The sequence below is a fragment of the Bartonella sp. CL436QHHD genome, from assembly GCF_042195105.1.
Classification (GTDB): Bacteria; Pseudomonadota; Alphaproteobacteria; order Rhizobiales; family Rhizobiaceae; genus Bartonella.
The window spans coordinates 67,130-84,396 of the sequence record NZ_JBHINR010000001.1 but is presented as its reverse complement, the minus strand read 5'-3'; the positions used below and the strand labels follow the sequence as shown (position 1 = coordinate 84,396).

The window sequence follows — 17,267 nt, the reverse complement described above, 5'->3', positions numbered from 1 at the left end:
AGTCATCTCGTCAGTTTATCAAAAGTATGACCTTTGATAAAAAATAATAACAGTGCTCCAACAAATTAGAATATTCAAGCATACTGTGGAGCATAAAAAGCCGGAACATCTTTCCAATCCATTGCCGGCATACTTTCTTTGTGTTTTATGACGTTTTTTGCTTAAGAGAGCACGCGCTTTTTCTGTTGCTTGTAAAACATAAGCCATTATTTATGGTTCGATGGGATTTCGTAAAATAAAATGGGAAGCTTATCGTGTTGTTCCGTAAAATACTGCCGTTTAGAGTTGTGATATAAGGTATGAAAATTTACCACATTAAGGTGTTTTTGTTAGAGTGTATGATAGAATTCAGAGCAGGATTTGTCTGTAGAGAGCTTATGAAATAAACCATATCAAATGGGTTCAGTTGGAATCTGTTATATAAAAAGCAAGATTGTTGATAGATCCGGTTCTGGTCGAAGTTTCCGTTTTAGGGTAGGAAGACAGTCAATCTATGTATCTTTCCATTTCATAAAAGGGTGAGAGTGTATTTTAATACAATGGCTAAGGATATAATTTCAGAATGATTTTGTTTGTTTTTAAAAGATAGTGAATACTCTCCCTTTACTTTATGGATGATGTTCAAAACTTTTTAAAATATAAAGAAGACTAAAATGCTGAATATTTCCCAAACGAGAGTATTCTGTCTGAAAGATGTATCAATAGGAAAGCTTTTGGTGGCTAGGTCTCAAAAAGGGATTTGTCATATAGCGTTAGGAGACACTATAGAGCAATTATTACAGGAGTTTACGATACGCTTTGGTGATGCACAACAAGTTGTAGGTGACAATACATTTAAGAGAGAAGTTGCCCATATTATAGCCATGATAGAAACACCTAAGCTGGTAAAAAAATATAATTTTCCCTTAGATATAAATGGTACAGTTTTTCAACGACAAGTATGGGCAGTATTATGTGATATACCATGTGGTGAAACAATTTCATATGAGATCTTAGCATGCCGTATTGGTATGCCGAAAGCTTTTCGTGCCGTTGCTCATGCCTGTGCACGTAACGAATTGGCTATTATCATTCCGTGTCATCGTGTTGTGCGTAAAAATGGTTTTATTTCAGGGTATCGTTGGGGGGAAAAACGGAAACAGATTTTACTACAACGGGAACAAAATGGAAAAATTTAACTTTGTGTGATGGGCATTATAATCGTTACAGTTGTTCCTTTCATTTCTTTTGAAGTAATTTCAAGTTTTCCTTTGTGGAGTTCTAGCAAGGAGCGTGAAATGGCTAATCCAAGACCTGAGCCCGTATGAGATTTAGTGAGCTGATTTTCGACTTGTTCAAAAGGTTGCCCAAGTTTTTTAATTGCTGATTGGGGAATACCAACGCCTGTATCTGTAATTTTAAAAATAAGGTTATTTTTTTTCTTGAAAGCGCAGACATCAATATTTCCGCCAGAAGGCGTAAATTTAACGGCATTAGAGATGAGATTAAGGAAAATCTGTTTCATTGCACGACCATCAACTTCAGCATGAAGTTCTGGGGTAATGTTTGTTGTAACAACAATATTTTTTTCTTGAGCTTGAGGTGTTAGTGTTCGTACTGCTTCACTAATGATGGGCTCAAGATCGGTATTTTTACAATCAAGCGTAAATCTTCCTGCTTCGATTTTTGACATATCAAGGATGTCATTGATAAGGGTTAGAAGATGGGTTCCTGAATTGTAAATATCATGCATATATTCCTTATAGCGTTGTGAACCAAGAGGACCAAAAGTCGATTGCAACATGATATCTGAAAAACCAAGAATAGCATTCAGAGGCGTGCGCAATTCATGAGACATATTGGCTAAAAATTCTGATTTAGCCTTATTAGCACTTTCGGCGCGTTCTTTTTCTGCTTTCAAACTTTTATTAAGTTTTTCAACTTCTGTTGCGCGTTGTTGAGCACTCCCTCGCGCGCGCTTGAGTTCTTGAATGAAAGAAAAAAGACGCCTTTCACTGTCTTCAAATTTTTCCTGTTGTTGTTTAAGCTCAGAAATGTCAGTACCAATACAAACCAATCCTCCATCTTGGGTTCGTCGTTCGTTAATTTTGAGCCAACAACCATCTGCCGTTTGGCGAATACTGGTTAAGTTACCAGTACCATCATCTTTAAGGGGATATTCACTGAGTGCAGGGCGTGCCATGGCTTCGACCGTTGCACGTTGGATACCTGATTGGAGAATTTGTTTAGGAATAGCGGCATATTCGCAAAATTTGCTGTTGGACATGACTAAACGTCCTTCAGCATCCCACAAAACGAAAGATTCTGAAATGTTTTCAATCGCATCACGGATACGAAGGTCGGCTTGCGCTGTTTGTTCAGCCAATTGTTGCTGTTCACTAATATCGAAGGAAATACCAACCAAATGGGGTTCTTCTTCTTCAGTAACTTCGGCACGAATGCGCATCCATACATAATGACCATCAGCATGACGCATAGGAACGTTAATATCGATATGCTTCTTTTTACCGCTCATTAATTCCTGAGCAAGATCAAAAAAATTCGCATCATTTGGATTGATAATGGCGCTAATTTGGGAAATTGAGAGCAGTGCATCTTGAGGGACATAGCCGAGCATTTCGTACATTGCTCGTGACCAGTAGACACGTCCACTTGCCATATTCCAATCCCATAGTCCACAGCGTCCACGCATCATTGCCATATCAATACGGTTTTGAATTTTTTCTGAAACAAGATCTGTTTTGCGTGCTCGTACAATTTGGTTGTAATAAGCATAAAGAAGAGCGAGGATAACGCCACTAGTTCCAATAAACATGGTTATATTTAACGAGAGAGCTTTCCGCCATTCCATGTAAATATGTTGCATTTTTTCACTGATGAATACCCCATATTGTCCATTTTCTGTTTGCTGAAAGGAAGCGAGAGCAGGAATATCTTTTCCTATTGTAATTTTCATGATTCCAGCATGTTTTCCTAGAGCTTGTAAAGCAATGCTTTCAGAGGTAAAATCCTGTAAGGGTTTTCCTAAGACAATCTCGGAACTTGATGAAGCTAGGACATTGCCTTTTTGATCGACAATAGCAATAACAGCGCTGGTTTTTATAAGACCTTTGTTACGAAAATTAGTCAGGATATTTTGTAAATGATTATGAGAAAGAACAGCAGTTTTTCCTTGTCGAGTGGCTGCAAGTAAGTCACGGTCAATCGTATTGGTAATATGAGAAGCTAAGAGAGTGATGGTAGAATGCGTGTTTTTATCAATTGTGTTGCGCCAATCATAGATTGATAGGAAACGGATCGCTGCTAGCGTAACAAGAAATGCAAGAATTACAAATGGGAGTGAACGTCGCAGCCAAGGTTCAATAAAAAGAAGTTTTTGATAGGCAGGACCAGAAAACAGATTGGTACGCTCTGTCCGCTCCTTGCGACTTTGAGCGCTTGATTTTGAATCAGCATACACCTCCCTTGGCGCATTATATGCGTCCAATTTAGCCATCTCGCGTTCCTTTAATTCTGGAATAATGTGATTTAAAAACTGCTTCGATATTCATAGTAACCCCATCGAGTGCAATGAATCAAAACAGGAGTCTTCTGTCCAGTCTTTTTTTTAAAAAAATAATTTTACTTTTATAATTTTGGAATATGAAAAGAAAAAAGTACTTTAAACGTGACCTATAAACAGGCTTAGATTACCTGTTTATAGGTTTAATGATGATCGAATAGTTTATAGAATTTATTTTAAAAAATATTATAGCATATTGATTTAAAATAATTTTTTGTTTTAAGTGAGCAGACGATTAATGATATCAGCAACATCGCTTGATAATTTTGGCGCAACAGCAATCATTTTTAATTCAGTTTCAAGTTTTTGTTGTCGAATAGGTTCTAATTGTCGCCAAGAGCGCATCATTGTTAATAATCGTGAAGCAAGCTGTGGATTTTTTTTGTCAATTTCCAAAATGACTTGGCAAAGAAAATGATAAGACGCTCCATCCATCCTATTAAAGCCCGTGAGATTGTTAGAGGCAAAAACACCGATTAGGGAACGTACACGATTAGGATTATCTTGTGAAAAAAGCGGATGTTGCATGAGCTTTTGAACATTCTCGAGTGTTGATGTGCCAGCAACCATTGCTTGAATAGAAAACCATTTATCCATGACCAAAGGGTCATGCCGATAGCGGTTTTCAAAATCATTTAAGGCATTTTGTGCCTGCTCACTTTCATTAAAACGCTTCACGAGAACAGCGATACTAGCCATACGGTCAGTCATATTATCAGCTGTTGCATATTGTATAGCAGCTCGATTTGGATTGGCTTCAGCAATGGAAAGGTAATCCAGTATGATATTCTTTAATGCTCGTTTTCCAGCTTGTGCAGTGTTTGGTGAATAGGGCTCTTGGGTTTGCATTTGTCCATAGAATTTTGTTAAGAGCTCTTGATGAGTTTGTGCAAGTGAAGCTAAAAACTGATTGCGGATATAATGAATACGATCTGGGTCAATATTTTTACCGATTGTATGAGCAAGCTCAACTTCACTAGGTAAATTTAAACAGAAGGCACGAAATTCAGGCTCTAAGGTTTCATCTGTTATGATCGTTTCAATCAGCTTTAGCAAAGCAGAAGAGAGTGTTGCTTTTTCTTGTGTTTTATCTTGAATGCTTTGAATCAAAGCTTGCGTCATTAAATGATTAAGAGATTGCCAGCGATTGATGTGATTGTCATCATGTTGTGCAAGAAAAATAAGTTCTCTTTCATTGAATGGAGTGTGTAGAATGATTGGTGCTGAAAAGTCCCGCAGCAGTGATAAAACGGGTTTTTCACGCAGTCCCTTTAATGTAAACGTTTGGCTTTCCTTGGATAAAAGCATAACATCTGATTGAATATCTGTATCTGCTTCATAGGTGAGGTTTTCTCCGTTAGGTCCTAACAAGCCAAATACGATAGGGATAAGCATGGGCTTTTTTGTATTTTGTTGTGGGGTTGCGGGAATATGTTGCTTTGCATGAATTGTTAAAACACCATCGCTATAATGACTATCGATTTCTACATTGGGTGTTCCTGCCTGTTCATACCATAGCATGAATTGGGAGAAGTCTTGACCAGACACTTCAGCAAAACAGGTAATAAAATCTTCAATTGTACAAGCTTGTCCATCATGACGTTGAAAATAAAGATCAGTGCCTTTACGAAACAGAGTAGGACCTAAAATAGTTCGTATCATGCGAACAACTTCAGCACCTTTTTCATAAACAGTTGTGGTGTAAAAATTATTAATTTGGCTATATTGACGAGGACGTACAGGATGCGCAAGAGGTCCTGCGTCTTCTGCAAATTGCGTTGCTTTTAATGCTTTTACATTTTCAATTCTCTGTAGGCTGCGTACATTTTGATCTGATGAAAATTCCTGATCACGATAAACAGTGAATCCTTCTTTTAAACAGAGTTGAAACCAATCGCGACAGGTAACACGATTACCGCTCCAATTATGGAAATATTCATGTGCAATGACACGTTCAACATTTCTATAATCCTGATCGGTTGCTGTTTCAGGATCGACAAGAACATATTTATCATTAAAAACGTTAAGGCCTTTGTTTTCCATTGCTCCCATGTTAAAGTCGGACACAGCAACAATATTGAAAATATCAAGATCATATTCGCGTCCGAAACATTGTTCATCCCAACGCATGGAACGTTTAAGAGCATCCATTGCATAGGTTGCGCGTTCGGTTTTTCCTTTTTCTACATAGATACCAAGCTCGATACGTCGTCCAGATACAGTTGTAAAATGGTCTTCTAACTTATCAAGATCTCCACCTACTAAAGCAAAGAGATAAGATGGTTTGGGATAAGGATCTTCCCAAATGGCAAAATGGCGATTATTCTCTAAAGTTCCTGTTTCCACCAGATTACCATTGGAAAGCAAGATTGGGATTGTTTGGGAATCTGCTTCAATTTTCACTCTATAGGTAGAAAGAACATCTGGGCGGTCGTAAAAATAAGTAATACGACGAAAACCTTCCGATTCGCATTGTGAGCAATAAACACCATTTGAAAGGTAAAGCCCCATAAGTTGGCGGTTGCTTTCAGGATTCAGTTCTGTAACCAATTTCAATGTAAAAGGAGCCGTTGGTGGCGTTGTAATTTCTAAACGTGAAGGCGTCACTTTATAAGTGTTTGGGGCTAATATCTCATCATTAATAGAAACGGAAATTAAAGTAAGATCATCACCAGAAAGAACAAGAGGTGTTAATTCTTTTGTATCGTGACGGGATTCAATAGACAATATGGCTGTAACATAGGTTTTTGTCGGTGCCAATTGGAAAGAAAGTTGTGCTTTAGGGATAACGTAAGGGGTTGGTTGGTAGTCTTCCAAACGATAAATAGATGTTATTGGCTGTTTCATAGTTTTTTCCCATTTGTATTTTAAGAGTTAAAGAAGGGTGTGTTAATTTTAGAAGCAAGATAGGATTAAAGAATTACAAAAGGCTGTCGAGGCGATTTTTTACTTCTAAGAAGTCTATCCATGTAAGCTTCTTTTGACTAGGGGTTCTAAGAAGGTAGGCTGGGTGGAAAGTTGGCATAACAGGTATTTTTATATTATCCTCGCTTTCATAGATATGCCATTTCCCTCTTGTTCGGATAATTCCATTTTGAGATCCAGTAAGAAACTGTGCAGCAACACCTCCCAGTGCTATAAGAACACGAGGACGCGCTAAATAAATGTGCCGTTCAATAAAAGGGCGGCACAAGGCAACTTCTCTTGGTGTTGGTGTACGATTTCCTGGTGGACGCCAAGGAATAGTGTTGGCAATGTAAACATTATTTCTTGTTAAGCCAATTGATGCGAGGATTTTATTAAGCAACATCCCGGCTTTTCCCACAAAAGGAATTCCTTGTATATCCTCGTCTCGTCCTGGTGCTTCGCCTATAAGCATCAGGGGGCTTCCTGCTGTTCCATCTGAAAAACAGGTATTTTTTGCTGTCAATTTTAATGAACAGCCATTAAATGCAAGGAGAGCAGATTTTAATTCATCAAGTGTCTTGGCACTTTTTGCACTCTCTATAGCTGTGGATTCATTTTGTATAGTCCTAGAGTTATGCAGCTGATGATGATCTAATTTTACGGTTGGAGATGTTTTGGGAGATGCTTGTTGATTATGAGAAATGTTCACGACAGATATTAATTTTCTCTCTGAACAAGCAGACTGCTTAAAACGATCAATAGGGAAATCCGTCAGAACGGCATCCGCACCACTTTCTTTATAAAAGTTTAAGAGTTCTTCATAGGAAATTGAGCACGGCGTTTGATTTAACATTTTACTTTTTCTAATGATCTAGCGATTATAGATCAAACAAAATTATCCTTCAAGTTTTATTAAATGTATTCGCTAGCCATTAATGTATAAGAACGCTGATAGGATTCTCTCTTTTCACAAAAAAGGCAAATCGTAAAATGCGAGTGTTCGCGATTATATACATCTTTAAATGTACAATTTATTTAAATTGCGCTATTTCAACTTTTTAAACAGACTAAACTCATTCATAATAAAAGATTTTTTTACTGAATGCAAGTGGTGTTATAATATTTGTTATCATTGTATTATATATTTAATACTTAATTAAAGTTACTTTTGTAGTATTTTATTTATAAAATAAAGTATAAATTTTTTTATTATTATATTTTTTAAATAATTTTTATTAAAAATAAATATATTAATTGAAATATATAAATATTAATTTGATTTTAGAAAAATACTAAGACGTTATAAACTATTTTTACAATGGGTTAAAAGCAATGTGTGGATATATTCTTTTGCTTTTTTTACCGCTGAAATGAGAGGTTCATTTAATGCTAAATGCGCTGCAATAGCGCTTGAGAGAATGCAACCTGTTCCTCGCATTGTTCCTTTTAAACGTGGAGTAGAGATATTTATGACTTCAGTTTTGTCAATGAAGCTATCAATTGCAAGAGGCCCCTCCGCATGTCCCCCTTTTACTAAAATAGAGCGAGCTCCCAATGACAAAAGTTTTTTTGCTTGTTGTATTGCTTGCTTATCATGAGATGCCAATGGACTTTGGCTAAGAAGAGCGAGTTCTTCTCTATTCGGTGTTAAAAGATCAACATGAGGAAGCAGTTTATCGATCATAGTGTCGATGATTGTTTCCGTTATTAGTTTTCCTCCTGATGAAGCGACAAGTACAGGGTCAAAAATAACTGGAACATGGGGATAGTCTTTGAGTACGTTACAGATTGCTGCTATAATTGCTTTTGTCCCCGTCATACCGATTTTTATTGCGCTTATTGGATTTGCTTCTAGGGCAGCACGCATTTGCGCAGCGACGAGGTCTCCACGCATTGGAATGATTTCGACAACGCGATTATCATCTTGTACGTTAACACAAGTAATTGCTAAATTTGCTTTTATTTGAAAATGCGCAGAGGTTTCTATATCACGAACAATACCAGCACCTCCTGTTGGATCAGTGCCCGCAACAATAAGAATGGAAGGTATCAACGCCATGTTTGTGTCACTTTTATCCACTGCTGTACACGCTCTTCAGGTTTTTTATGGAGGATAATATCAGTCACAACAGCAGCACTATTTGCTCCTGCTTTTAAAACACCAACTGCGCGTTCTGGTGTTAAACCACCAATACCCACCAAAGGTAAAGCACCAATCCGCTTTCTCCATTGTTTGATTTTCTCTAATCCTTGCGGCATCCATTTCATTTTTTTTAAGATTGTCGGATAAATAGGACCAAGTGCAATATACTCAGGATTAGCAGAGAGTGCGGTATCCAATTCATGTTCATCATGTGTACTAAGACCAACTTTTATATCACTTTTACGAATTGCGTGAAGATCAGCATTGCTCAGGTCTTCTTGTCCCAGATGAATAAAATTGCACTTTTCATCAATTGCTATTTCCCAATGATCATTAATAATTAATTGTGCTCCCAATTTATTGCATATGTTTTTTGCACGCTTGATATGTTGACGGATTATTTGTTGATTTTCATGTTTCATACGCAATTGTACGAGCTTGATACCAAGAGGAAGCAAACGTTCAATCCAATCAGCGTTATCAACGATGAGGTAAAATGGATCCAGTTTCATGAAAATACTGCTTTTCCAATGATTGGCGTTGAAGGGACTGCTACACTGCGTGCTTCGATCATGCCAGCTTTATATCCCATACGTCCTGCTTGAACAGCTTTAGAAAATGCTTCAGCCATTAAGACAGGATCACCTGCTTTAGCAACTGCGGTATTAAGCAGTACTGCATCATAACCGAGTTCCATCGCAATGGCGGCATGTGATGGGCGTCCAATGCCGGCATCAATAACAAGAGTAGCATCAGGAAGGTAAGCACGGATAGAACGCAATCCATCAGTATTATGAGGTCCTTTGGCAGAACCAATAGGAGCACACCAAGGCATAATAACACGGCAACCAATGTCAAAAAGTTTTTCAGCAACAATGAGATCATCCGTTGTATAGGCAAAAATTTTGAAACCTTCATTGTTTAAAATTTGAGCAGCTTCGATTAAGGAAAAAATATTTGGCTGTAAGGTATCTGAATTACCGATAATTTCGAGTTTAATCCAAGCCGTTTTAAAAAGATCTCTTGCTAATTGGGCTGTGGTTACGGCCTCTTTAACAGTATAACAACCAGCAGTATTAGGAAGCACTGTTACCCCAAGTTCTTGAAGAAATTTCCAAAATTGTCCACCTTGTTTTCCACCTGCAGTTTCACGGCGCAAGGAAACAGTTACAATTTCCGTATTCGATTTATGAATAGCATCACGAAGGATTGCTGGTGAAGGATATTGCGCTGTACCTAATAGAAGACGGGAAGAGAATTGTCGTCCATAAAGATTCAGCATAATTTTAGCCTCCTTGCATTGGGCTTAAAATTTCAATTTTATCTCCTTCATGCAAGACAAATTGGCTTCGTGCATCTAGGGGAACAACTTCAGCGTTAACAGCAGTTGCAAGCCAATTTCCTTCATACCCCAATTCTTCAAGCAAGAGACCGAGAGTCATAACTTCTGTTTGGACTGTTTCACCATTAACAAATATTTGCATGTTTTATTCCAATGCCAATTCCATTGCTCGTTTTGCCATTTCTGGAGACAACAGAAAACCATGTCTATAAAATCCATTAATAGAAATAAAGTTACCATCTTTATACACAGAAGGGAAGTTATTAGGATAACATGGACGAACACCAACGCCAGATTCAATAATTTCTGCTTCAGCAAAAGCAGGATGTAAAGTATAAGCCGCGTTGAGCAGTTCCATCATTGATCTTACAGAGATTGCACCATCAAAGTCACTTTCAATCATCGTTGCACCAATCATAAAAATATTATCTTGTCGAGGTACAATGTAGAGAGGAAAACGTGGGTGAAGAAGACGAATTGGACGCGAAATTTTAATATCGGTGCAGCGCACGAGAAGCATTTCACCACGTACGCCCCGTATATTTTTATCTTTTCCTAAACGTGCTATTCCTGTCGCATCAATAACAATATCAAATTTTTTTTCAGCTATTTCTACATCAACAAAACAGGCTCCATTGTTGAGAAGCTTTTCTTTTAAAGCCATAAGTGCTTTGCGAGGATCAATATGGGCTTCATTTTCATAAAAGAGTGCACAGTTAAAACGTTCCGCAAGATCTGGTTCAAGATGAGCTATTTCTGTATTATCTACGGTTTTGTGATTATGCGTACGCACAGAAAATCGTTCAAGCTCTCCTCTATCTCGTGTAGGTGCAACCACTAAAGTGCCTTTTTGTATGACAAGGTTGGGGAGCGTTTTACGCCACCATTGTATAGCTTGTACACCAAGATCTTCAACAATTTGTTCTGCACTTTCCCTTTCACAGTAAGGTGCAAGCATTCCTCCTGCATACCAACTAGCACTTCCTATAGGTGAATGAGGGGGGGCCGATACAGTAACAGAAGCACCTTTTTGCTGTAACATAAAGGCAACTGTTAAGCCGCCTACACCTGCACCTTTGATAAGAATGTTCTTCAACTGTTTACTTTCTTTTTTTGAGGAGGAACAGTTTCCATATAAAGGTCACCATTTTTCTGATATTTTTCGGCCATGGCGATCATACCTTCCCCTTTTGTTTTTCTTATTGCAGCTGCCTCACGAATATCATGGGAAATACGCATAGAACAGAATTTTGGTCCACACATGGAACAAAAATGCACTAATTTATGGGCTTCTTTAGGCATTGTCTCATCATGAAAGGCACAGGCTGTTTCTGGATCAAGAGAAAGGTTAAATTGATCGTGCCATCTAAAATCAAATCGTGCACGCGAAAGAGCATTGTCGCGCAATTGTGCTCTAGGCAAACCTTTAGCAAGGTCAGCGGCATGAGCAGCAATTTTATAAGTGATCACACCAGTTTTTACATCATTCCTATCGGGGAGTCCTAGGTGTTCTTTAGGTGTTACATAACACAACATAGCAGTTCCAAACCATCCAATCATAGCGGCACCAATTGCTGATGTAATATGGTCATAACCAGGAGCAATGTCCGTTGTAAGAGGTCCCAAAGTATAAAAAGGCGCCTCATGACAAAGATCTAATTGTTGCTCCATATTTTCTTTAATTTTGTGCATTGGGACATGCCCAGGACCTTCAATCATAACCTGTACATCTTTTTTCCAAGCAATTTTTGTCAATTCTCCCAAAGTTTTAAGCTCTGCAAATTGGGCTTCATCATTGGCATCGGCAATAGAGCCAGGGCGCAATCCATCCCCCAATGAAAGAGAGATATCATATGTTTTTGCAACATCACAAATTTCATCAAAATGTTCATAGAGAAAGCTTTCTTTGTGATGATGGAGACACCATTTTGCCATAATAGAACCGCCTCGTGAAACAATACCTGTTACACGATCAATGGTCATAGGAATAAATGGTAATCTTAATCCTGCATGAATGGTAAAATAATCAACACCTTGCTCTGCTTGCTCAATAAGGGTATCACGGAAAATATCCCATGTTAAGTTTTCGGCAATACCCTGTACTTTTTCGAGTGCTTGATAAAGAGGGACTGTTCCGATGGGCACAGGAGAATTTCGGATAATCCATTCACGAATATTGTGAATATTTCGTCCTGTAGAGAGATCCATAACTGTATCTGCTCCCCAGCGAATGGCCCAAACCATTTTATCAACTTCTTCTTCCATAGATGACGTTACTGCTGAATTACCAATATTGGCATTAATTTTAACACGGAAATTACGCCCAATAATCATGGGTTCGCACTCTGGATGATTAATGTTTTGTGGAATAATGGCGCGTCCACAAGCAATTTCATTGCGAACAAATTCGGCAGTATAAATTTCTGGTATTGATCCAGAAAATGTTTCATTTGATGGTACATTCTGCCGTTCTTTTACTGCTAATCCTTCATTTTCTCGTATAGCCACATATTCCATTTCTTCGGTAATAATGCCTGCGCGTGCGTAAGCCATTTGTGTAATTGCTTTGCCATTTTTTGCTCGTAAAATAGGACGTTTTTGTTTAAAGGCTGGTGTAAGGTTTTTATCAGAAGTCAATCCATTATCTTCAGGTTTAACTAATCGTGCAGGATAAGTTTCAGTATCATCCCGCTTAGAGAGCCAAGGCAAGCTAATTGTCGGCAAGCCTTTTGTAATATCAATGATCATATCTTTATCTGTGTAGGGGCCAGAAGTATCGTAGACGTTTAAAGGTTTTTCACCACTGCCATCAGTCAGTGAAATTTCACGCAATGGTACGCGCACATCAGAAAAGAGAAGGCTCTGTTGATAAATTTTGCGTGAAGCGGGAAAGGGGCTACAACTGATTGATGGAGTATTTTTCTGCACAAACTTTTTCCTTATAGACACAGAGTTCAAAAATAGGTTGCGATGTTAATGGAGTTACGATGTTAATGGAGATGTATTCAAATTATCAATCACGAGCATTCGGGTGAATAGGAATAATATTGCTTTGTAGCAAAGAAAATCCAATACAGCTCAAGCAAAGTTATTTTGAAAATTGATACAATATCTATTCTAATATTTGCATGCCTCCTCCCACTTGAAGTATTTTTGTTAATACGAATATGGTTGGCTTAAATATCTATATTGTCAATCATAAAAATATATTTTAAACGATTTTGGTGTGTTTTTAAGAGTGTAAATAGATATTATGAAGTGATAAACTATGATATTGAAGCTTTTATAAACCAGAATAAAGTTAAAAACGGATTATCAGGGAAAAAGTAGATAGTTTATGGCTCTGATTGAGATTTTTTTCATATTAAAATAATAACTCAGAATACCATAAGATTCTCTCATCATACATCTTTTCATATAAAATCACTTCCTTGCACGTCATAAGTGGGGGCGTATGGGGCAAAACACTTGAAGAAAGGAAGCCAAATGTCATTTAATGAACATTCTAAGATGTGAGGACTGTCAAAACGTGGGGGACAGTAAAATGTATAATGGGTTCCAGCTTGTATCTTCAAAAGCTTAACGCTGATGATCTATAATGGCTTACTATTTTATTATTGACGTGCGCTGTCGTAAAATAAAAGGAGTATATTTTGAGCAATATTTCTTAAAAAAGTGCGTAATATGCAATATCATTATATTTTGTTTGGGGCATTATATTCTTCATGAGGGGGATGTTCCCATTAAGAATGCGATAAACAAAAGCGTGAAACAATACCTAATCTTTATTATTAAAAATAATATTGTTTTGAATGTTTTGAAAATCGTAAGCTGAATTAAAAAATGATGATGAAAATGAACAAAGGCTTTTTATCTTGAAATTTCATCAACAATTTTAAATAGTTGGAAGAGAGAGGAAAGCAAAAGGATGTATCTCAGCACAAAAGTATACGTAAATTCATTAATTAGTTTGCAATAGAAATGCGTGCAAAGCGCTGTGTTTTAGCTTAAGACGAGGTGAAAATTCATTTTCTGGGACATAAAGCTCTTTGTTTTCAAGGTAAAGTTATTCAAGTGTCATGTGATATCGTGCAACAATATTACAGATAAGAAATCACTAATTATATACAAAAAGCTTTCTAATTATAATGAAGTGCTCTTATTATTATAATACAACAAGAGAAAAATTGAGAAAATTTGCGTCAAAAAAAATTTTAAACACTAAAATAGGTAATAATTAAAATAAACACAAACAAAGAATTATTATAATGATGATTAATAAAGCCGAAAACCAATTTTTGAATAAGTAGGGAATTATGAGGAAGAGTAACCAAATTCCCACCAATATTACTATTATTAACAGTATTATAAATGGTAGCCATATAAAAGCTGCAGCTATACAGCCAGTGATGATTGGTGCACCCCAAAGATAGACAAATGTGTTGACAAGAGATTCATAAATAAATTCGTTAGTGAATTCTTTATCTGCAGTATCATAGCATTCTATAATCGCTTTGCATTACCCCACTCACATCATAAAACTCGTTATGCACCTTATGAAGGATATAAAAACAGCTTATCTTTTAAATCTTGTTAAAAAGATCATATTTAAGTAGTGCAATTATACTAAATAATGAGGTAAATGCTGGAAGGAATAGAAAAGGACACCTAAACTATTCTTTTTTCAATTCTACTGTAACGATTTTAAGCATCCCCCCAATGAAAAGATTGTAAACAAAAATCCTAATATACTGCATACGATAAGATCTCCAAAACTCATATTTCCATCTTTCTTTTTGAGTGTTGGTTTTGTTGATTCATCAATACGTATTATATTTTGTAGAATAGATCACATTTTATTCATGTATTGTAAGGTTATATATTAGCGTTATCTATGTAAAAAGTCTGGAATTTCTGAGTTTTTTATTACCTAAAGAAAATGTTTCTGACATTAGAAAATATAGCAATAACTTCAAAAACAGTAAAAATAACCCCATCGAGAGCTGGTAAAGGGTGTAGCTAATAAATGATGTGTATTTTAAAGGGAAGATAGAAGTTCAAGGTGCAGAGAACACTGAAAATAAAGTCGGTAATGAGTGGAGGGGATATTTTATTTGGAAAAGACAAGCCATGGATAGTCCAATTGTCTGGCTACTTATGCAAGATTTTGTAAGGTGTTTTCTTTGATAGTTAAGGGTATAGCAAGTGTTAAATCGATGGAGCGTATTTTTTGTTTGGATTGATGAAGCAGATGAGTTAGAAAAACAGTTTAGAGAATGCTTTTTGATATTGCCATGAATTAAGAAGAACACCAATAATTGCAAGATGTTGTTTAGAATGATTTATTGTTCTTGCAAAAAAGATATACATATAATAATATATAGAGGCAGATGTGCTAAGTGTGGGAGGGGAAAAGTTGGTTATGGGGCGTTTAAAAAACAAGGATATTGTTCATAAAAATTGGGGGAGGGCGCTAGGTTATGCTTTTTAATTTTTTCCGGATCGGATACAACCTTCAAATTTTGTGAAGGTGTGTAGTGTTTCTTTAGTATTTCAAAGTATTTCATTTTCAGTTCAATGAAAGCGTGAGGAAATAGCCATATTGAATATATTCTCTATGATGTATTTAGATTGAACAAAAGCTTGTTCAAAAAAACATTGGTGATAATCCTGTAACACAATTTCAGGAATAAATTGAATAAAATAGAACAAAGTATCTGCATGTGAATAAAAACATAATGAAGCATGTAAAAAATTTGAAGCTAATTTTAAAATTTTAATACAAATGATAGCTAAAAGATAGAATTTCTTTGTTTAAAATATATGGTATAAAATATCGACGAGATAGATTTAAACTATTGAAAAAATAAAAAAAGATAATGTTTAAGTCAGAAATTTTCTATGTGGGTGATAAGTTATTACATGCAGTAATGGTTATATGAAATCCATAATAAGAAAAATTTTGAACAGTATTTATAAATTTTGCAACAAGATGCAAGATTTGAGAAATAATTATATAACAACAGCAAAGCAACAAAACAAGATACTGAGTAACCTCAAATGAGGTGGTTACATTACACATTAGAAGAGAAAGCATTAATACTAATGTTATGAAAAGCGTCTGGTGAATTTAGGTTATAAAATTGGAAGGAGTGAAGAGAGATAAAATGCGTAAATACGGATGGTACAGTGGTTATGATGTACCAATCAACAGCGGCCGCACATTTTAGTGCACAGAACGAGAAATTGTTAGAAAAACTATGAAAATAATGGGGGATTTAAAATGTCTAATATTTACGATTGGTCTCTAAAGGCTGATGAAAATGCTTATTCAGATAGTATCATTAATTGGGCAGAAGGTCAGCCGCCTAGTTCTGTTAATGATAGTGCACGGGCGATGATGCAGCGCGTACGTGAATATCTTGCAGATAATGGAGGATCTATTAATTCAAGCTTTACAGTAAATGTGGATGATAAAACAACATTAATTACTTTAAAGACAGTTTCGCCTATAAAGAAATACAACAATGATATCGTCATACGTTTTAAAGCTTGTGGTGTAAATATTGGCGCGACAACCATAACTGTTAATAATATAGGAGAAAAGCTTATCTATAAAGCCACTGATGTGGGGGTTATACCATTAGAAGGTGGAGAATTTCAAACAGATGGCATTTATGAAATGGTATACAATAATGGTGTTTTAATAAAAGAGCATGAGGGTTGGTATTTATTAAATCCTACACCACCAAAGATAGAAAGTTTTCCCGCTGGATTCATTGCAACATTTGCTATGCAAAATGTGCCAAATGGTTGGCTTTTATGTGATGGTAAGGCCTATAAGCGTGAAGATTATCCGCTGTTATTCAATGCAATAGGTGATAAATGGGGAAAAGACAGCAATAAAACTTTTAAAGTTCCTGATTTTAGAGGCATGTTTTTACGCGGCTTTGATAATGGTCGGGGTTTAGATGGTGGTAGAAAGTTTGCGGATGAACAACAAGATAGCATAAAATTGCATACGCATGTTGGAAGCATTGAAAACGCAGGCGAGCATGCACACAATTTTGAGTATCAAGGGGTAGGCTGGCCCGTTGGTGATATTGGGAGACTCCCGAATCATTATACTTATAATACGACCCTGAAAGGGAGAACAGCTTCTGCTGGTGCACATACACACAAGGTAACTCTTTCCCATACGGGTGAGGCAGAAACGCGCCCTGTTAATACAACCGTTGTCTATGCTATAAAATCATGAGTATGGTCGGGTCCATGAATAATCTATAGACCTTGATAATTTTGTTAACGCGGAG

The 17,267-nt window shown here is 36.5% G+C and carries 11 protein-coding genes; 2 read left to right on the top strand and 9 right to left on the bottom strand.

Features of this window, described 5'->3' with window-relative positions; translation table 11 throughout:
* The first annotated feature begins 653 nt into the window (after positions 1–653).
* Entirely contained in the window at positions 654–1,178 is a 525-nt protein-coding gene (locus ACFIKN_RS00355) for a methylated-DNA--[protein]-cysteine S-methyltransferase (protein ID WP_273791214.1), read from the top strand.
* On the opposite strand, the gene ACFIKN_RS00350 is transcribed toward ACFIKN_RS00355, so the two are convergent.
* The 9 genes from ACFIKN_RS00350 to thiC all read right to left on the bottom strand — a co-directional run bounded on the left by ACFIKN_RS00350 (position 1,175) and on the right by thiC (position 12,882).
* A complete protein-coding gene (locus ACFIKN_RS00350; RefSeq protein ID WP_375630809.1) occupies positions 1,175–3,496 on the bottom strand; it encodes an ATP-binding protein in 2,322 nt (773 codons plus the stop codon). The two genes, ACFIKN_RS00355 and ACFIKN_RS00350, sit on opposite strands and share 4 nt — an antisense overlap.
* 285 nt (positions 3,497–3,781) lie before the next feature.
* Positions 3,782–6,409 (bottom strand): aminopeptidase N, encoded by a 2,628-nt coding sequence (gene pepN / locus ACFIKN_RS00345; RefSeq protein ID WP_375657735.1) that lies wholly within the window; start codon positions 6,407–6,409, stop codon positions 3,782–3,784.
* A gap of 73 nt (positions 6,410–6,482) precedes the next feature.
* Positions 6,483–7,322, bottom strand: a complete 840-nt coding sequence (locus tag ACFIKN_RS00340; RefSeq protein ID WP_273791211.1) for a uracil-DNA glycosylase family protein — start codon at positions 7,320–7,322, stop codon at positions 6,483–6,485.
* A gap of 447 nt (positions 7,323–7,769) precedes the next feature.
* Positions 7,770–8,528 (bottom strand): hydroxymethylpyrimidine/phosphomethylpyrimidine kinase, encoded by a 759-nt coding sequence (locus ACFIKN_RS00335; protein WP_375657734.1) that lies wholly within the window; start codon positions 8,526–8,528, stop codon positions 7,770–7,772.
* A complete protein-coding gene (locus ACFIKN_RS00330; RefSeq protein ID WP_273791117.1) occupies positions 8,519–9,124 on the bottom strand; it encodes a thiamine phosphate synthase in 606 nt (201 codons plus the stop codon). Before ACFIKN_RS00330 ends, ACFIKN_RS00335 begins: the two co-directional genes overlap by 10 nt.
* On the bottom strand, positions 9,121–9,894 hold the full coding sequence (locus ACFIKN_RS00325) for a thiazole synthase (RefSeq protein ID WP_273791116.1): 774 nt from the start codon (positions 9,892–9,894) through the stop codon (positions 9,121–9,123). The genes ACFIKN_RS00330 and ACFIKN_RS00325 overlap by 4 nt, the downstream gene beginning before the upstream one ends.
* A gap of 4 nt (positions 9,895–9,898) precedes the next feature.
* A complete protein-coding gene (gene thiS, locus ACFIKN_RS00320; RefSeq protein ID WP_375657733.1) occupies positions 9,899–10,096 on the bottom strand; it encodes a sulfur carrier protein ThiS in 198 nt (65 codons plus the stop codon).
* A gap of 3 nt (positions 10,097–10,099) precedes the next feature.
* Positions 10,100–11,050, bottom strand: coding sequence for an FAD-dependent oxidoreductase (locus ACFIKN_RS00315; protein ID WP_375654393.1), 951 nt, complete (start codon positions 11,048–11,050; stop codon positions 10,100–10,102).
* The gene (thiC, locus tag ACFIKN_RS00310; RefSeq protein ID WP_375657732.1) at positions 11,047–12,882 is read right to left on the bottom strand and encodes a phosphomethylpyrimidine synthase ThiC; all 1,836 of its coding nucleotides are present in this window, start codon (positions 12,880–12,882) and stop codon (positions 11,047–11,049) included. The genes ACFIKN_RS00315 and thiC overlap by 4 nt, the downstream gene beginning before the upstream one ends.
* 3,355 nt (positions 12,883–16,237) lie before the next feature.
* On the opposite strand from thiC, the gene ACFIKN_RS00305 reads away from it, so the two are divergent.
* Positions 16,238–17,212 (top strand): tail fiber protein, encoded by a 975-nt coding sequence (locus ACFIKN_RS00305; RefSeq protein WP_375657731.1) that lies wholly within the window; start codon positions 16,238–16,240, stop codon positions 17,210–17,212.
* Positions 17,213–17,267 lie beyond the last annotated feature (55 nt).